Origin of the sequence: Nostoc sp. DedSLP04 (genome assembly GCF_034530775.1) — a bacterium.
Classification (GTDB): domain Bacteria; phylum Cyanobacteriota; class Cyanobacteriia; order Cyanobacteriales; family Nostocaceae; genus Nostoc.
This window is the reverse complement of sequence record NZ_JAVRCL010000041.1, coordinates 55,239-73,660: the sequence shown is the minus strand read 5'-3', so window position 1 is coordinate 73,660 and position 18,422 is coordinate 55,239. Positions and strand designations below refer to the sequence as shown.

18 protein-coding genes are annotated in these 18,422 nt (G+C 42.0%); 11 read left to right on the top strand and 7 right to left on the bottom strand.

Going from position 1 to position 18,422, the window contains the following annotated elements; all coding sequences use genetic code 11:
• From RMX89_RS22345 to trpD, 3 genes are all read left to right on the top strand, one after another.
• The coding region (locus RMX89_RS22345) for a DNA-binding protein (protein ID WP_322690482.1) at positions 1 to 1,585 on the top strand (1,585 nt) is incomplete at its 5' end.
• A 157-nt stretch (positions 1,586 to 1,742) separates the two neighbouring features.
• Complete coding sequence (locus RMX89_RS22340; protein ID WP_322690481.1) at positions 1,743 to 2,624, top strand: DNA adenine methylase; 882 nt, start codon at positions 1,743 to 1,745, stop codon at positions 2,622 to 2,624.
• Between the two features lie 81 nt (positions 2,625 to 2,705).
• The gene (trpD, locus tag RMX89_RS22335; RefSeq protein WP_322690480.1) at positions 2,706 to 3,821 is read left to right on the top strand and encodes an anthranilate phosphoribosyltransferase; all 1,116 of its coding nucleotides are present in this window, start codon (positions 2,706 to 2,708) and stop codon (positions 3,819 to 3,821) included.
• Here the strand turns inward: trpD and RMX89_RS22330 are convergent.
• Positions 3,751 to 4,791: a retropepsin-like aspartic protease gene (locus RMX89_RS22330; RefSeq protein WP_322690479.1), complete on the bottom strand. Its 1,041-nt coding sequence runs from the start codon at positions 4,789 to 4,791 to the stop codon at positions 3,751 to 3,753. The two genes, trpD and RMX89_RS22330, sit on opposite strands and share 71 nt — an antisense overlap.
• 207 nt (positions 4,792 to 4,998) lie before the next feature.
• Between RMX89_RS22330 and carA the strand changes: the two genes are divergently transcribed.
• From carA to RMX89_RS22305, 5 genes are all read left to right on the top strand, one after another.
• Entirely contained in the window at positions 4,999 to 6,162 is a 1,164-nt protein-coding gene (carA, locus tag RMX89_RS22325) for a glutamine-hydrolyzing carbamoyl-phosphate synthase small subunit (RefSeq protein WP_322682849.1), read from the top strand.
• 174 nt (positions 6,163 to 6,336) lie between these two features.
• Positions 6,337 to 6,702 (top strand): STAS domain-containing protein, encoded by a 366-nt coding sequence (locus tag RMX89_RS22320; protein ID WP_084227153.1) that lies wholly within the window; start codon positions 6,337 to 6,339, stop codon positions 6,700 to 6,702.
• A 594-nt stretch (positions 6,703 to 7,296) separates the two neighbouring features.
• Complete coding sequence (locus RMX89_RS22315; protein WP_322690478.1) at positions 7,297 to 7,776, top strand: Mini-ribonuclease 3; 480 nt, start codon at positions 7,297 to 7,299, stop codon at positions 7,774 to 7,776.
• A gap of 92 nt (positions 7,777 to 7,868) precedes the next feature.
• Positions 7,869 to 9,050, top strand: coding sequence for a 23S rRNA (guanosine(2251)-2'-O)-methyltransferase RlmB (gene rlmB, locus RMX89_RS22310; RefSeq protein WP_322690477.1), 1,182 nt, complete (start codon positions 7,869 to 7,871; stop codon positions 9,048 to 9,050).
• Positions 9,051 to 9,136: 86 nt separating this feature from the next.
• Positions 9,137 to 9,439 carry a DUF1816 domain-containing protein gene (locus tag RMX89_RS22305; RefSeq protein WP_322674043.1) on the top strand — a complete coding sequence of 101 codons (303 nt, stop codon included), beginning with the start codon at positions 9,137 to 9,139 and terminating at the stop codon, positions 9,437 to 9,439.
• Positions 9,440 to 9,713: 274 nt separating this feature from the next.
• Here RMX89_RS22305 and RMX89_RS22300 read toward each other — a convergent pair whose 3' ends face one another.
• Both RMX89_RS22300 and RMX89_RS22295 read right to left on the bottom strand, forming a co-directional pair.
• Positions 9,714 to 10,562 (bottom strand): alpha/beta hydrolase, encoded by an 849-nt coding sequence (locus RMX89_RS22300; protein WP_322690476.1) that lies wholly within the window; start codon positions 10,560 to 10,562, stop codon positions 9,714 to 9,716.
• 86 nt (positions 10,563 to 10,648) lie between these two features.
• Entirely contained in the window at positions 10,649 to 11,884 is a 1,236-nt protein-coding gene (locus tag RMX89_RS22295) for a methionine gamma-lyase family protein (RefSeq protein WP_322690475.1), read from the bottom strand.
• Positions 11,885 to 11,972: 88 nt separating this feature from the next.
• On the opposite strand from RMX89_RS22295, the gene RMX89_RS22290 reads away from it, so the two are divergent.
• From RMX89_RS22290 to RMX89_RS22280, 3 genes are all read left to right on the top strand, one after another.
• On the top strand, positions 11,973 to 12,794 hold the full coding sequence (locus tag RMX89_RS22290) for an acyl-CoA desaturase (protein ID WP_322677631.1): 822 nt from the start codon (positions 11,973 to 11,975) through the stop codon (positions 12,792 to 12,794).
• Positions 12,795 to 13,014: 220 nt separating this feature from the next.
• The gene (locus RMX89_RS22285) at positions 13,015 to 14,067 is read left to right on the top strand and encodes a fatty acid desaturase (protein ID WP_322690474.1); all 1,053 of its coding nucleotides are present in this window, start codon (positions 13,015 to 13,017) and stop codon (positions 14,065 to 14,067) included.
• A gap of 221 nt (positions 14,068 to 14,288) precedes the next feature.
• Positions 14,289 to 15,365, top strand: coding sequence for a fatty acid desaturase (locus RMX89_RS22280; RefSeq protein WP_322690473.1), 1,077 nt, complete (start codon positions 14,289 to 14,291; stop codon positions 15,363 to 15,365).
• A 199-nt stretch (positions 15,366 to 15,564) separates the two neighbouring features.
• On the opposite strand, the gene RMX89_RS22275 is transcribed toward RMX89_RS22280, so the two are convergent.
• From RMX89_RS22275 to RMX89_RS22260, 4 genes are all read right to left on the bottom strand, one after another.
• A complete protein-coding gene (locus tag RMX89_RS22275; RefSeq protein WP_322674037.1) occupies positions 15,565 to 16,020 on the bottom strand; it encodes an ArsC/Spx/MgsR family protein in 456 nt (151 codons plus the stop codon).
• A 56-nt stretch (positions 16,021 to 16,076) separates the two neighbouring features.
• Positions 16,077 to 16,688: a cupin gene (locus RMX89_RS22270; RefSeq protein WP_322690472.1), complete on the bottom strand. Its 612-nt coding sequence runs from the start codon at positions 16,686 to 16,688 to the stop codon at positions 16,077 to 16,079.
• 316 nt (positions 16,689 to 17,004) lie between these two features.
• Positions 17,005 to 17,490 carry a hypothetical protein gene (locus tag RMX89_RS22265; protein WP_322690471.1) on the bottom strand — a complete coding sequence of 162 codons (486 nt, stop codon included), beginning with the start codon at positions 17,488 to 17,490 and terminating at the stop codon, positions 17,005 to 17,007.
• A gap of 121 nt (positions 17,491 to 17,611) precedes the next feature.
• Complete coding sequence (locus RMX89_RS22260; protein ID WP_322682806.1) at positions 17,612 to 18,211, bottom strand: heme-copper oxidase subunit III; 600 nt, start codon at positions 18,209 to 18,211, stop codon at positions 17,612 to 17,614.
• Between the last annotated feature and the right edge of the window lie 211 nt (positions 18,212 to 18,422).

Here is an 18,422-nt window from a genome sequence, read left to right as displayed (position 1 = left end):
ATTTTTATTTCTGTATCATTTTTCCATAACTTTTGTTTTAAGGACATGTCTAATAGACCTCCCAGGCTATTCTGATCAACCTGATAAAGTCTCAAAAGACGTTGAAAAAGCTACTAGTGCTGCACAGATAGCCGATATATTGCTGTATGCTTCGCCAGCCAAAGGTCATATTAACGGCCAAGACATGATTCGCCTTGGCGGTTTACTACGGTTACTTCCTGCTCCAGAAACTGAATGCAATAATTTCCCAACACTAGGCAACTTCTTCATTGTAGCGACTCATGCTGATCCAAGTATCTCTGACCATCAGCTGAAAGAAATCTCAGATAAAGCTTCAAAAAGATTTTATAAAAACCTCAGCGAAACTGTTCTAGAGCGTCGTAGAGAAAAAACAAATCGCGCCATCACTGAAGCAGAAGTACGAAAAAGATTCTTCACTTTTTGGTCAGAAAGACCGGATAGATGTCAGCACCTATTTGATGAATTAACCAATATACTTGGTGATTCTCTACCTCAAGCACGTATATGCCGTATTGATCGAGAAATGAAAGCTATAAAGGAGGATAATACAAAAAAGTATACTAGCTTGATTGATACATATAACACAAGTATTGCTGATATAGAAGCACAAAATGCACAACGATCGCAATTAAGTGTATTGACAGAAAATGAGTCTGTTCGGCAGCAAGAAAATAAACTTAAACGTGACAACGTGAGGAAAAATATAGATAAATTAAAAAAAAATACCGAAATTGATTTTCAGAAGTATACAGAACAACTACTCAATGTTGATGCTGTAGAACAAATCATTCGCCAAAAGTACGATGACAAAAAAGATGCGCAGGAATATCTTGCTGGGTATCTGGTTGAAAAACTTCAAAATGAGTTAGAAAAGCTTATGAAAGAAAATTCTGAAAAATTCAAAATAGAACTTGATACTTTCTTTCAAGGCTACCCAGAAGCAGAATTTAATGGATACAAATCAGGAGAATATACAAATTCCAAAACTTTTCGTTTTGATTGGGAAGCATCTGTTATGGGCGCAGTTGCAGGTTTAAGTAGCTTTGGTGCTTTGGCGGCTTGGGCAATATCTTTTGGAAATCTTGGCGGTTACATCTTAGTTGCTAAGTTTGTCAGTTTTTTATCAGCACTTGGTGTTGGTTTTGGTTTCAGTGGTGGTACGGCTGGAATAATGACTATCGTCGCGGCTATAGGTGGCCCAATTGTGCTTGGGATAGGTCTATCTATTACGATAGGTTTGGCAGTAGCAAACTTATGGAGTTCTTGGACAGAATCATGGCAAAAGCGTTTAGCTAAACAGCTTGTTAAAGATTTTGAGAAACAGAGTGTATGTGAACAGTTCCTCAAAGGAATTGACCAATTCTGGCAAGACACAGCTGATGGTTTTGAAAAAGTAGCTGATGTAGTAGAACGTGATTGGAACAAATATCTTGATCATCAGCGTGAGATAATATCTTCTACAATAGAATCAAAAGATTGCATTAAGGAAATCATTGAGATATTAAAGGTGGGTAGGGATTTTTTCGCTGGAATTCCTTGGTCTAATATTAAGTACCAATGTTGAATAGTAACATATTCTCAGTTTGAGAGAAATATTCCTGCTTTTTGGTAGTATAGCTTGAATACCCGTATACACTGCAAAGTCCTCTAATGAGGACTTTTATTATTAGGCTATAATTTTAATTTTTGGCAATTTAACCGATATGTGATGATTTCTAATTATGCTCAAAAGTCCTTTACGATATCCTGGTGGTAAGTCAAAAGCAATAAATCAAATAGTTGAATACTTGCCAGATAGCTTTTCTGAATTTCGAGAACCTTTTGTGGGTGGTGGTTCTGTATTTATTTATTTAAGACAAAAGTTTCCTCATATTAAGATTTGGATTAATGATTTAAACCGCGAACTCTTCTTATTTTGGAAGTTTGTTCAATCTGATATAACTCAATTAGTTAAAGAAATTCGACATATTAAAGTCAAATATACAGATGGTAAATCACTATTTACAGAATTAACTAGTGTAGATGTAAATAATTTATCTGATTTAGAAAGAGCAGTTCGCTTTTTCGTACTCAATAGAATTACTTTTTCTGGAACTGTAGAATCAGGTGGTTTTTCTGAACAAGCTTTCCATAAAAGATTTACTGATTCTTCAATAGAACGGCTAGAAAAGTTAGAAAACATTCTATCAGAAAATGTTCAAATTACCAATTTGGATTACACTCATTTATTAAAATCAGATGGAGAAGATGTATTCTTATTTTTAGATCCGCCATATTTTAGTGCTACTAAATCAAAGCTATACGGTAAAGACGGTGACTTACACACCTCTTTTGAACATCAGAAATTTTCTGAACTTTTGCAACAATGTCATCATCGCTGGCTAATTACCTACGACAATTCAACGCAAATTATAGAAAATTTTCAATGGGCTAATATTTCAGAGTGGGAATTACAGTATGGGATGAATAACTATAAGCAAAGTGGTGCAGCTAAAGGAAAAGAGTTATTCATTACTAACTACAAAGTTAAACTTGATTTGAAGAAAAAATCACAAGTTCAGAATCTTGCTAATCCAGCTTTGCAATTAAGCCTTGAGATTTAAGCCTAACTTTGATAGCTTCCAATTTTCCGGTAGTATAACTCCCATAGCTCTCAATATAGCTACAACATACAAATCTTAGCTATGGCAACTTCTCCAATCCCTGCTCAAGAATCGTCTGCTAGCTGGTATATCCTGCTGCAACAATTAATAGATGGACAATCATTGTCTCGCACTCAATCTGCTGAATTGATGAAGGGTTGGCTCAGTGAAGCGGTTCCCCCAGAATTATCGGGAGCAATTTTAACAGCACTTAACTTTAGAGGCATTTCTGCCGACGAGTTGACCGGTATGGCGGAGGTATTACAATCTCAATCAAAACTGGGGACTGGGGACTGGGGACTGGGGACTGGGCAAGAATCTACCCAATCCCCAATCCCTAATCCCCAATCCCTAATCCCCTTAATTGATACCTGTGGCACTGGTGGCGATGGTTCATCAACCTTTAATATTTCCACAGCAGTTGCTTTTGTTGCTGCTGCATCTGGCATACCTGTCGCCAAACACGGTAATCGTTCAGCTTCAAGTCTCACAGGAAGTGCAGATGTATTGGAAGCATTGGGTGTAAACTTAAGTGCCTCTAGTGAAAAAGTACAAGCAGCACTACAAGAAGTGGGGATCACCTTCTTGTTTGCTCCTGGTTGGCATCCAGCACTCAAGGCTGTTGCCTCATTACGGCGGACTTTGAAAGTGCGAACAATTTTTAATTTGCTCGGGCCGTTAGTAAATCCCTTGCGTCCAACTGGGCAGGTGGTGGGCTTATTTACTCCCAAACTTTTGGCAACTGTTGCCGAAGCTTTACAGAATTTGGGCAAGGAAAAGGCGATTGTATTGCACGGGCGAGAAAAACTTGATGAGGCTGGGTTAGGAGATGAAACTGACTTAGCGGTGTTATCAAACGGCGAAGTGCAGTTAACTACTATTAATCCCCTAGATTTGGATTTAACACCAGCTCCCATAGGTATGCTTCGGGGTGGAGATGTCCAAGAGAATGCGGAGATTCTCAAGGCGGTACTCCAAGGTAAGGGAACTCAGGTGCAACAAGATGCAGTTGCCTTAAATGCGTCGTTGGCGCTGCAAGTCGCGGGTACGATCGCCTTCCTCGATCACGCCGAAGGTATTAAAATCGCTAAGGATATCCTACAAAGTGGGGCTGCTTGGACGAAGTTGGAGCAGTTAGTTGAGTTTCTGGGGAATTGATTTGCGATCGCAATTGCGGGCGAAACTCTACCACATTACGCTTAATGGTGACATCGTAGTTGCCAAAAAAGTCATGTCCTAAAAGTCCAGTTTCTAGTTCCGCACCTGCGATCGCTACTGCTACTCTATTCACTACTACCCCGCCAACGGCCATCGAATTAACATAGCCCACAGGAAATTCTACAGCTCTGGAACTGGCGGTATTTGCCTTGGCTTTTCCCACTGTGACGATTCCTAAAGCATTAGCCATCTCTTGGGTAATTACAGTGCCACTTGCTCCCGTATCCACAATCATCTCAAATTGTTGCTGACCATTAAAGGTAACTTCCACAATTGGCGTACCACCAATTCGTCTTTTTATCGGCGCTGTAAATACTGCTTCATCGGGAATCACCACTGCTGATGACGGCAAAGCTGGCTCTGGTGATAACGGTTTTGTTTCTCGTGGAGGTAAAGTGAACTTTGGTGTGGTTTCTCTTTGAGGAACAACAACGACTATTTTATGAGGTTCTCTAACTGCGACAGGGCGAGGATTAGCTTGCTGTTGGGCATATTTAACTTGGCGGCGATATTCCGTAATTTTGGTTTGAGCGATCGCAAATTCTGGGCTTTGTCGCCGTATTTTTTGCATCAGCGCGATCGCATCCTGATACTGACTCGCCACCAATTTCCAATCATCTGGAGATTGAGCCGATTGGCTGATACTCCAAGCGCCAACAGCTTTGTCTCGTCCCATCTCAAAAAGACTTGGTTCACTTTCAAACGGATCTAGCGGCCGCGCTTTTGGGGTAGCTGCTGGTCTTACTGGTTCAACGCTAGGCTGGACTGGTGCTAGATCCCCAATTGGCGTAGGTTGCTCGTCGCCACCAGTAGCGGTGTTCAGTTTGTCTTCACTACAGGCAACGCACAAAATCGCTAGAGCGCTTGAGACAAAAATTAGGGTTGCACGGGATAAAAAAGACTGAAGCATAATTAATTTTAACTGCCCAAGCTTTGCCAAATCCACTCCCGCTACTTTAATTCCCTTTTAATTTTAATTAACTATTTTAAAAACTCCCAATTGCTCAACTTATGGGATAATTAACAATCGCAGTATTGGTGAATAAGGAATAGGGGATAAGAAAGAGTATGCCCAATGCCTAATGCCCAATGCCCAATGCCCACTGCCCAATCTACTATGCCCCTGACTGACTCAATACCAGCTTTACTTGTCCTAGCAGATGGAACCACTTATCGCGGTTGGTCTTTCGGTGCGACGGGAACCGCGATCGGAGAAGTGGTGTTCAACACTGGTATGACAGGCTATCAAGAAGTTCTGACTGACCCTAGTTACCGGGGTCAAATTGTGATTTTTACCTATCCTGAATTGGGGAATACTGGCGTCAATCTCGAAGATGAAGAATCCGATGGCCCCCAAGTGCGGGGTGCGATCGCCCGGAATATTTGTCACCGTCCGAGTAACTGGCGATCGACACAATCTTTACCTGACTACCTCAAACAAAACCAAATACCAGGGATTTACGGCATCGATACCCGCGCCCTCACCCGCAAAATTCGGATGTTCGGAGCGATGAACGGTGGCATTTCTACAACCATTCTCGATGAAGCGGAATTGCTAGAGCAGGTACTAGCAGCCCCCAACATGGCAGGATTGAATCTGGTTGGTGAAGTCACCACCTCAACGGCTTATGAATGGTCCGATCCCACAATTCCAGCTTGGGAATTTAACTCGGAGGCTGGGGAAAATCTTGGGGAAGCCTTTACCGTTGTTGCTCTTGACTTTGGCGTTAAACGCAATATTTTACGTCGCTTAGTCAGTTATGGTTGCCGGGTAATTGTTGTACCTGCTGATACACCACCAGAAGAAATTCTCAAATACAATCCAGATGGTGTGTTTCTTTCTAATGGGCCTGGCGACCCTGCTGCCGTCACTGAAGGGATTGCAACTGCCAAAGCACTCCTGTTAAGTGAAAAACCCATCTTTGGTATTTGTATGGGACACCAAATTTTAGGTCATGCACTAGGGGCAGAAACCTATAAACTCAAATTTGGTCATCGTGGTTTGAATCAGCCTGCCGGTTTACAACAACGAGTAGAAATTACTAGTCAAAACCATAGTTTTGCTATTGACCCAGATTCTTTACCTACGACAGTTGTAGAAATTAGCCACCTAAACTTAAACGATCGCACTATTGCCGGAGTACGGCACAAATCTCTACCTGTATTCTCCGTACAGTATCACCCAGAAGCTAGTCCTGGCCCACACGATGCTGATTACTTGTTTGAGCAATTTGTTCAAGCCATGCGAACAGCACGTCAAGCCGTGGCAGAGGTGAGGTAAAAATAGGGAATGGGGACTGGGGACTGGGTACTGGGTACTGGGTACTGGGTTATAGAGGAAAGAAATTTCCTAATCCCTAATCCCCAATCCCCAATCCCCTATTTCAACAGATTGTAGACAACTTGCTCAAAAACCATTTATACTTGAGCGTTCACTTTAACTCATGAGGAGGGAATTATTGCTGAGCCACTGAATCTAACCGTTAGCCTGAGGGGCACTCGTGAAGTCCGGGATAACTGTCAGCTATTCCGCCTCACAGGTTTGTTAGATGCTTTTTCTGAGCCGACATTTCGCAAGACACTTGGCAGCAAGATAGACGAGGGCCCTAAGCACATTATTTTGGATCTCTCACAAATTGACTTTGTTGATAGCTCTGGCTTGGGCGCTCTGGTGCAGCTAGCCAAGCAGGCTCAAACTGCCGATGGCACTTTGCAAATTGTCACGAATGCCCGCGTAACTCAAACGGTCAAGCTTGTTCGCCTAGAGAAGTTTCTCTCCCTGCAAAAATCAGTTGAAGACGCTCTAGAAAACGTCAAGTAGTCTTGATTGCTCGATCTGAGAGGTAAATTTAGCTATCCAAATTCAAAATCGGATAGCTTAATTTTTAAAACTTCTGGCAGAAAACCTCTCTCCTTGTGGGAGAGGCATAAAGCCAGTTGAGCTATTATGTTTAAAGTTGAGTAATAATTAAAGATATAGAGACCCAATAAATTGGGTCTCTATTGGGTATGTAATCGTTGGGTAGAATATTGAATAAATAATCAAGTCTGAGATATTTGTTGTAAGAAATACAAAGCCAGCAGATTTGTTTATAGATAGACTTGACTTGATGCTGTATAGTTAAAAGTTGTCGTTTACTCAGTAAGTATGGCAATGCTACCAAGTAGAAGGGTGAAGTTGATGTTAAAATTTTACCCTATCTTAGGCGCAGACCACAACAAGTAGGCGAAATTTGGTTTATAGATGTTGACATCAGGGTGATTTTAAATGCCAACTCTCAATCAAAAAGATGAAATTAGGAAGTAATTTTGATAGTATTGATTATGCTAAGTATACTATCACGGCATACTTCAGAAAAATCAGTCTTTGCCAAGAATGCCTGCCAAATGTAGCCCGTCAAGGAATGATTTATTTGTGAAGTCACAGGAGGAAGAGCTATTAGATGGACAAGATGAAACTCCCAAACAGAGCTTGTCTTGGACTGAAGCACTCTTGGCAACCACAGGGCCATTCCAACAGATTTCCCTCTCGCAAGTGCAACAAATTTCTCCTAGTGCTTTAGCATATTTAGGGGATGCAATTTATGAGTTGTATGTTAGAATGTTCTATCTGCTGCCATTGCAGCGGTCAGGAATTTACCATCGTCTGGTAGTGGAGCAGGTAAGAGCAGAAACACAAGCGCTACATTTGCGATCGCTGATTCCTCATCTCAGGGATACCGAATTAGAAATTCTCCGACGGGGTAGAAACGCCGCAACAGGACGCCCTAAGCGACTTAATCCCGAAATTTATCAACAGGCAACTAGTCTAGAAACTTTAATAGGCTACTTATATATCACCGATTACCAACGTCTAACCGAACTGTTGCAAATACTTCATCTAGAAAAAGAGTGAAAACTCAATTTCGCAGTAGCCACAACACTAGATTAGGTTCAAAAAATTGAGGTAATCGGAACGAGCAACCATACGCTATATTCATAACTCAAATGCAGGATAAACCCAGAAAAGTCAAGACTTCTAGCGAACCAAATCGGGGACAACCCGTAAAAATTAAGGGTAAACGTGTTATTACTAACCCGGCTCGCAATCCCAGGAAAATAGATAGCAACCCCATTTCTGTTGCGAATCCGACTCGCAATCCCAGAAAAGTAGATAGTAACCCTATCTCTGGTGCGAATCCGACTCGCAAGCCCAGGAAAATAGATAGTAACCCCATCTCTGATGCGAATCCAACTCACAACCCCAGAAAAGTAGATGGCAACACCATCTCTGTTGTTAATCCGAATCGCAATCCCAAGAAAATAGATAGCAACCCCAGTTATGGGAACTCGCGACAACGAAATAGCAACTTCTCCCAGCCGTCTGTATCTACACAATCTACAGAAGAAGATAACGATCTCATCTACGGTCGTCATCCAGTATTGAGTGCATTGCAAAATCAGCGCAATCTCAATCGTCTGTGGATTACTACCCGTCTGCGGTACGATCCCAGCTTTCACCATTTCCTCTTACAAGCAAAGGAAAATGGCACAGTTATCGATGAGGTTGAACCCAAGCGTTTAGACTATCTCACCAACGGCGCTAATCACCAAGGTGTGGCTGCACAAATTGCTCCCTACGCTTACATGGAATTGGCCGATCTAATTGAGCAGTGCAAATCTGTAACTGATGCTGTAATTGTCGTGGCTGACGGAATTACCGATCCCCACAACTTAGGAGCAATTATTCGCACAGCCGAAGCAATAGGCGCTCAAGGATTGGTGATTCCCCAAAGAAGGGCATCTGGGATCACTTCCACTGTCATGAAAGTGGCAGCAGGCGCTTTAGAAAATTTTGCTGTAGCTAGAGTTGTCAACCTCAGCCGCTCCTTAGAAGAATTAAAGGAAGCTGGCTTTTGGATTTACGGTACTGCTGCAAGTGGTAGCGAACCTTTGCATACAGTCAATTTTACTGGCCCAATCGTTTTGGTAATTGGCTCAGAAGGTGAAGGTCTGGGTATGTTGACTCAACGATCGTGTGATTTTTTAGTATCGATTCCTCTACAGGGTAAGACTCCCAGCCTGAATGCTTCTGTAGCCGCAGGTATGGCGCTTTATGAGATTTATCGCCAGCGATCGCTAAATACGCTGCACTTAGATAAATTGCAAAAAATCTCTTTGAAAAAATAACAGTAACAGAGTATAAAGAAATGTAAAAGATAATAAAGTACCCTATCGTTTAACACCCTGTAGACGTTTATAAATCAGCGAAAACCATGAAAACCATTTGGCATAACCTCAAGGAAGTGTTAATTAACACATTCGACTACCTCGGCTTGGCTTGGTGGGTAGAGATTGTGACGCAGAATCCCCGTTGCACGTATTACTTCGGGCCATTTCTAAATTCTTCTGATGCAACATTAGCAAGTAAAGGATACATAGAAGATTTAGAGCTTGAAGGAGCGCAGGGAATTATTGTGAATGTCAAGCGTTGCAAACCTAGTAACTTAACAATTGCTGACGACTTGGGGGAAAGATTTGACCGCAAAGTACAGCCTGCCTTTGGCGGTCAAATTTAAGTTAGGCCAGAGAATGAAAAGGAGGCTCTGATGCAAAGACGTAAAGATATAAAGACACAGAAAATTCTTTTACGGGGGTTATTACGTCTTTTTCACTCATTGCGTCACCACATCTTCCTTCTCCATTTCTTCGTCAATAGTCAAAATTTTTTCACTATTTTTGACTATTAATAACTCGTAATTCGTAATTACATTACGGGTGAAGATTTAGACCCCACCTGTAACGGCTAAACCTTTTATAGTCAATTCTTGTGACTCTCAGTTTAATTACGAATTACGAATTACGAATTACCTGCGGATGTTCTTCGAGCCAATGGTCAATATCATTCAGCACCAACTGGGGAACTTCCCACGGAAAAAGATGGGCGGTGTTGGGATAGCAGTGCCACTGAGAATTGTTGAGGTGTTGAGCAGTTTGTAAGCTGGAATCAGATGTGATGTGACGGTCTTGTTCGCCAGCAAGTACTAGACTAGGACATTGTATTTGTTCTAAATCTAGAAGCCGATTGTATCCTGATTGAATTGCACTATAGAGGGCGCGAGTAGCAGCTGGAGAGGTTTGCAAATAAGCTGGTACTGCTTCCTTGGCGATGTAATTGTAACTAGTAGATGTATGTTGTTGAATTAGATAACGGAAAAGCGATCGCTTACCAAAAGTTTCAATATTCCATTGCCAACTCGGTTTTATATAGTTTAATAGCGCAGCAATGCCAGTATATAAATTATCTTGCCAAGTAATCGGAGGATGACTGCCACGGGGTTTTGCAGCTGTCGCCACTAAAATCAGCCCAGTAACGCGCTCTGGCAAACGTAATGCCATCTCCATTGCCAAAATGCCACCAAGTGACCATCCCAATACTAGGCACTTTTCAATCTGCAAACGGTCTAGCAGTGCTTCTAAATCAGTCAAATGGTCATTCATGTCAAAATTGCCGTTGTAGCGACTTTTGCCGTATCCCCGTAAATCCGGGGCAAAAGTTTTGTAGCGTTTTGATAAATGATTGGTAAAGACAGAAAGACTATGACCAGTACCAGGATGACCATGTAAGCCCAAAATTGGGAATCCTTGACCTTGGGTGTAAATATTGAGACGTGCAGCAGTGGTGGTGTAGCGATCGCTCATTACTAGTCGTTCTCCTGTCTAGCGAACAAATCTTCTAAAATACGTTGGCATTTATTTATGGGGTTTCCCTTCTGCCTCCTGCCTTCTCAATAACCATTACTGCCAACTGCATCGATCGCAGCTTCTAGGGCGATCGCTACATGAGTCCAATGAGTCCCACCCTGGCAATAAACTACATAAGGTTCACGCAAAGGCCCATCTGCTGATAATTCCAAAGTACTCCCTTCAATAAATGTCCCCCCAGCCATAACTACCTGGCTCTCATACCCTGGCATATCATCTGGAACGGGGTCTAAGTAGGAACCGATCGGAGAATGCTGTTGTATGGCTTTACAGAAAGCAATTAGCTTTTCGGCAGAGCCGAGTTTAATTGCTTGAATTACATCCCCACGGGGAGCCAAGGGAGGGGGATTGACTGGATAACCGAGTTTATCAAACACATAACCAGTAAGATAAGTCCCTTTCATTGCCTCTCCTACCATCTGCGGCGCTAGAAATAAACCTTGGAACAGCAGGCGATTTTGGTCAAAAGTAGCACCGCCATAACTACCGATACCGGGAGCCGTAAGGCGACAGGCGGCTGCTTCTACCAAGTCGGCGCGACCGGCGACATAACCGCCAGCGCTGACAATGGTGCCACCAGGATTTTTAATCAGCGATCCCGCCATTAAATCAGCACCTACAGTTGTGGGTTCTCTGGTTTCAATGAATTCGCCGTAGCAGTTATCTACAAAGCAAACGGTATTCGGGTTTTGCTGTTTGACTAAGTGGACGATTTTTTCAATATCGGCAATTGATAAACTAGGACGCCAAGAATAGCCACAAGAGCGCTGAATTAAGACTAAACGAGTGTTTTCAGCCACACTAGTAGTTAAAGCTTGCCAATCTATGGTTCCTTCTGGGGTTAGCTCCAATTGGCGGTAATTTATGCCAAACTCAATAAGAGAGCCTTGACCTTGACCTCGTAAACCAATAACTTCTTCAAGCGTATCGTAGGGAGAACCGACCACTGCTAACATTTCATCTCCCGGACGGAGAACACCAAACAAAGCACAGGCGATCGCATGAGTTCCAGAAACGTACTGAACCCGCACGGCCGCAGCTTCAGCGCCCATAACTTCGGCAAAAACTTTATCTAAAGTTTCTCGTCCTAAATCATCATGACCATAACCACTTACACCTGCAAAGTGGTGTGCGCCTACACGGTGATTACGAAAAGCATCCAGCACTCGTTTTAGATTATGCTTGACCTGAGCGTCAATACCAGAAAAAATTTCTAATAGTGCCTGTTCTGCTTGCCGCAGCTGTTCTAAGCTGTTCATCAGTTCCTCGTTCAAAAAAAAATTATCGATATGCGGATTTTGCGATCGCGCTGTTCTTAAGCTGGAAAATTAAAATTCAGGTTACTGCATGACAATTGCTACTTCAACCAAACCTCAAATTAACTGGGTCAATACCCTATTTTTCATTGGACTGCACATCGGCGCTTTATTTGCCTTTGTTCCTGGTAACTTTAGCTGGACGGCAGTTGGTGTAGGTTTCTTGCTGTACTGGATAACAGGTGGTTTAGGAGTTACTCTCGGATTTCACCGCCTTGTTACTCACCGCAGTTTTCAAACTCCCAAGTGGCTAGAGTATCTCTTGGTTTTCTTCGGCACACTCTCGTGTCAAGGAGGCCCAATTGAGTGGGTAGGGACGCATCGCATTCATCATTTACACTCAGATACTGATGCCGATCCCCATGATTCTAATAAAGGCTTCTGGTGGAGCCACATGGATTGGCTGATTCACTACTGTCCCGCTCACGCTGATGTTCCTCGTTTCACCAAAGACATTGCCGAAGACCCAGTTTATCAGTTTTTAGAAAAATATTTCATTTTAATCCAGGTTGCTCTAGGTGTATTGCTTTTGCTTCTAGGTGGCTGGCCGTTTGTTATTTGGGGAATTTTTGTTCGCATTGTCTGGGTTTACCACTGCACTTGGTTGGTGAACAGCGCTACTCATAAATTTGGCTATCAGAGCTATGATTCTGGCGATAAATCGACTAATTGCTGGTGGGTAGCCGTACTAGTTTTCGGTGAAGGCTGGCATAATAACCATCATGCTTTTCAATATTCAGCTCGTCACGGGCTGAAATGGTGGGAAATCGATTTAACCTGGATGACAGTTCAATTGTTGCAAGCAGTTGGTCTGGCAACTAATGTGAAGTTGGCCCCAACAAAAGTTAGTTAGGAGTAGAGACGCGATTAACCCTTGTCTCTACAGGAGTTAGGAGTTAGGATATATACCTTTTTGAACTCATCACTTCTAACTCCTAACTTTTCAAAAAGCTATTTACTGGTGCGCTTGTGTCGGTTAGGTTGCTATAATCCAAAGCGCTAATGTGAAGAAATTTTACTGCAAGTTACTTTTTGGTGACTTGGTGGAGGAGTTTGTTGTTTTTTAGGTGTCCATGACTACATCAATAATTAATAGCCAGAAACTAAGTAACGAGCCTAGTAATTCCGACTTTCGGCTCAAAGATATTGTCAAAACCTTGCCACGGGAATGTTTTCAGCAGAACCGTCGCAAAGCTTGGACACAAGTAATACTCAGTGTCTTGGCAGTTGCGTTGGGTTATTACAGCCTGATTATCGCTCCTTGGTTTCTCTTGCCCCTAGCTTGGATTTTTACGGGTACTGCTTTAACAGGTTTTTTTGTAATTGGCCATGATTGCGGTCACAGGTCTTTTGCCAAACGTCGTTGGGTAAATGATTTGGTAGGGCATTTCTTCATGATGCCGTTAATTTACCCTTTTCACAGTTGGCGCATTAAGCATAATTATCACCATACTCATACCAACAAGCTGGATGAGGACAACGCTTGGCATCCAATCAGACCAGAAGTGTTTGAAGATTGGGATAAAACCCGACAGTCTGCTTTTGAACTGTTCATGCGTAAACGCTTCTGGTGGGTAGGTTCCATTGGACATTGGGCTGTGGTGCATTTTGATTGGCGGAACTTCAAAACGAAAGACCAATCGAGTATCAAGCTGTCTGTGGCTGTAGTAGTTGTGTTTGCTGCGATCGCTTTCCCGACTCTCATTGCCACAACTGGTATCTGGGGCTTTGTCAAATTTTGGCTAGTGCCCTGGATGATTTACCATTTTTGGATGAGTACTTTTACTATTGTTCACCATACTGCCGCAGATGTTCCTTTTACGACAGCGAACAAGTGGAACGAAGCTCTAGCACAACTATTTGGAACTATTCATTGCGATTATCCGCGTTGGGTAGAGGTTTTGTGCCACGATATCAATGTTCATGTCCCTCATCATATTTCCACTGCGATTCCTTCTTATAATTTGCGGCTAGCTTACAGCAGCATCAAAGAAAATTGGCAGCCTTATCTACATGATGAGTGTCAGTTTTCTTGGTCTTTAATGAAGCAGATTACAGACCAGTGTCAACTATACACAACTGATGTTGGCTATAAAACTTTCAACGAATATTATACAGAGCAATAAATAGCGCTGTGATTAGACTTACGCTCTTGAACTCAACGAGAGCGTTTATCATGCTGTGTTTAAATAGAATTTGGCGACTTTTTACTAACTAAAATTTGTTAGCTAAATTGCCAAAATTTATCTTCTTTGATGTTAGCGATCGCTAGTTTCGTGGGCATCCTATAGGTGAGATAATTTTGTCTCAATTAAAGTTCCGATTTATATCCAATCAAAAGAATCCAGTGCCATCAAACATCATCACATTCAATAATCCTCCTTCTGAAACGTCTGAGGATACGACTAAATTGCCTTTCACACTTGGGGATTTAAAAGCTGCAATTCCTGCGGAATGCTTTCAGCCCAATGTGACAAAATCACTTTTTTACTTTTTTCGTGACATTTTAATTATCGGTCTGCTTTATGCAGTTGCTTCTTACCTGGATTCTTGGCTTTTCTTTCCGATTTTCTGGCTAATGCAAGGAACGATGTTTTGGGCTTTGTTTGTAGTCGGGCATGACTGCGGACACCAATCTTTTTCTAAGCATAAATGGCTCAATGATTTGATTGGACATCTTTCTCACACACCAATACTTGTTCCTTATCATGGTTGGCGGATTAGTCACAGAACTCACCACAAAAATACTGGCAATATCGATAACGATGAAAGCTGGTATCCTGTGACCGAATCACAATACAAAGAGATGCCTTTAGCCCAAAAGATAGGCAGATATTATGTTTTTCTCTTGGCTTATCCTGTATATCTGTTTAAGCGTTCTCCTAATAAAGAAGGCTCTCACTTTTTGCCCAGCAGTCCGCTTTTCAAATCATCGGAAAAATGGGATGTTATCACTAGCACTGTCCTTTTGATTGGGATGGTAGGTTTGCTGGGTTTCCTTACCTACCAATGGGGTTGGATGTGGTTGCTGAAATATTACGCTGTGCCCTACCTTGTATTTATAGTTTGGCTAGATTTGGTGACATTCTTGCACCATACTGAGCCAGAGCTTCCCTGGTATCGTGGAGAAGATTGGACTTTCCTCAAAGGCGCAATTTCTAGTATTGACCGTGATTATGGTTTAGTTAATCATATTCATCACGATATCGGTACTCATGTTGCTCACCATATATTCCTTAACATCCCTCACTACAATTTGCTGAAGGCAACTGAGGCAATCAAACCAGTGATGGGTGAGTATTTCCACAAGGCGGAAGAACCAATTTGGAAGTCATTGTGGAATTCATGTATCAGCTGCCATTTTGTACCTGATACTGGTAGTAAGGTTTACTACACATCCAACAAGAATTTAGCTAAAGGCTAAGACTAGTACCACTTTGCGTAATTCGTAATTACCATTGTGTAAAAGTTTTAGACAATTTACGCCATACTGTACTAGCCCTGTCAAGGTTACTTTTTTACCTTGACAGGGCTAGAGTGTTATTTATAGACTTTTGCAAGAAATCTAATGACTACAAGCTGCCTTGCTTTTGATGTTGTTCGCCATGATGGTTACAGCCAGCCTAGTGATTATGGTGTTGATGGCTATGATCTTTACCGTGGGAACAGTTTTGCAAATCTTGCTTCAGAAGCTTGTCGCTGATTTCTTGCAAGGATTCATCTACAGCTTGTAAGCCAATCCAAGCATCAATCTTTTGTACATCAAATCCTACCTCGCGCTGTTCGCCTACTTCTAACAAAGGGCGGCGAATTAACAGTGGTTCTTTCAGCATCAGCGCCAAAGCGGTTTGTTCATCCACTTTTTCAGGAACCACCTCACCAGATTTTACCTTGGGGGCGGAAAGATTGAACCATTCGGCTACGGGGCGATCGCCAAAAAAGGAACGCAACCGTTCAACTGTCCAAGGTTCTTTTAGCAGATTCTGTGGTATCACCTCATGACCGGCAGCTGTTAGCAAAACTTTTTGCTTAACTCCACCTTTACAGCCTGGTTTGCTATAGAAAATTACCTTTGCCATTCAACTATCTCCTAATTACTCTTTTGCGCTAAAGCGCCAACTACGAACCGATGAAATTAAAAATTCCTCGCTTTATGGCTAACTAAGTCAAACTCAAACCTCTCATTTGGATCGGTTTCGCCATAAATATTGAAAGTCACAGTTGGTTCATCACCCACTGCTTCTACACTGTGAATTGCATCGGGAGTAAAGCTAATAATGTCTCCTGGGAAGAGAGTTATCTCTCCCGTTGCTTCGATTTTGTCCTGAAATTCTGGGCTATTGGTGCGTCGCCAAAAAGTATTTTTTTCCTGGCCTTTTAACACCGCCACTATTCCCCATGTCCCATGATTATGAATGTTTGAACGGGTTCCCGGTGCAAATGTTACTGTTTGCACAGTTAAGGGAAAACCCAATTCATCATATAGGAGTAAAACAGAGCTTCCCGTTTTGGGTGAAGGTTCTAACTTTTGACTTTGCACCCAGTAGGAATTTACCATTAAGCGCCTTACAAGCATCCGAATTTCTGGCAGACAATTGGTTTCATTGTCGCTGCTATTGAGAACATCTTCCACCTCAGTTAAAAACCGATAAAGGCGGTAATTTTCTCTCAATAAATCCCAGGCTCTTACAGATTTACAAGCTTGATGCTGACCGTCCCCTGTTAGCAGCCAATCCCTACCTTTCATAATTTTTAAATTGATAGTGGCGAAGATTGGATCACAATGATCGGTGAGACATTAGGAATGTTACCTACAGGCAGTTTAGTAGGTATGTTAATAGGAGGAATGATAGAGTTACTATCAGTACTTGCTCCTAATAAGGAATAGGATTTGGTAGATAACCAATTGTTCATGATTTTTCACAAAAAGGGCATCGGGCATTGGGCATCGGGCATTGGGCATCGGGCATTGGGCATTGGGTATTGGGCATTGCTATGGTTTTTCCCCTTGTCCCCTTGTCCCCTTGTCCCCCCACTCTTTTACAGAGAAGTGCATTGACTAATTAATCGTCTTCTTCTGCTGGACGTGTCAGAATATCCAGCAGAATACCAGAACCAAAATCATTCTTTTCGTCTATCTGTTTGACTCTGGTGCTGATTTCTTTGGCTTGCTCAATTTCTCCTAACTTTGCTAGCACTAATCCAGAAGCAGCATAAGCATTTAAGTACAATCGAATTTGTGGGTCTTCTTTGCGATTGACTAATATCGGCTGAAGTTGCTCCCAGTCATCAGGAAGTTTTTCTAGTTCTTTAATTTTATCTAATAATTTGACTGTTGTTTGTAATGCAAGAGAATAATTATTTTTATAATAGAAAAATCTATATGCTGCTACCAAGACATCTGTGTTTTCACCAGTCTGGTCTAAAGCTTGTTGAATATATTTTTCTGATTCTGATGTATTTTCCCAGCTTTTTGCAGCTAAAATTAATAGGTCTTTGATATTATCTGGAACCTGAAACCATGAGAATTTATTTGTATTAGCTTGCATAATGAACTCTTGGATAGTTAGGAGTTAGGAGTTAGGAGTTATAAGTTAGAAGTTGTGAATTCTGAGTTAGAAGTTATAACTTATTAACTCCTCACTTCTCACTCCTCACTCCTAACTTTTGTTAAAACAAAGTGAGAACGTACACCAAAGTGAACAGAACAATCCAAATAATGTCTACGAAGTGCCAGTAAATTTCTGTCATTTCGATGAAAGTATGATTGGTTGCAGAATATTCACCAGGAAGACGCGATCGCCACAATGCGCGTAATATCAATAACAGTCCCACAAAAACGTGCAAACCGTGGAACCCAGTCATGATATAAAAGCAGTTGGCGAAGACGTTGGTGGTCAAACCATACCCTAATGTTGAGTACTCATAAACCTGACCACCTAAGAAAACTGCCCCCATGATTGCAGTAATGGCGTACCACAGTTGCATTCCCTTGACGTTATTCTTTTTAATCGCCGTATCACCAAAGTGAATCACGAAACTACTAGACACCAGAATAATGGTGTTAATCGTCGGCACAAGTAGTTCTACTTCGCTTCCTTCTGGAGGCCAAACGGCTGTACTGCTTCGGAAAAACAAATAGGTGGCAAAAAATCCCCCAAACATTAGGGATTCAGAAGCGAGGAACGTCAACAATCCCCAGACTCTTAAATCTGGATGTTCTTCGTGTCCTGCACTGTGTTCTTCGCTTGTGGTTGTAGCTATAGTCATAGATTTTTTGACAATACGATCTACTCTGTCTTGTTGTGGAAGTTTGAATAAAGAATGAAGTCTGAAGTGGCAAAATTTCCATTCTTTATCCAAAATTCTTGTTTAGCCAAACTCTTAACTTGTTCAGGAATTTTGAAAATTCCGAGTTTCGTGTTCTGAATTCGGGCGTCCATTTGTTGAATTCGGGCGTCTGTTTATTGAATTCGGGCGT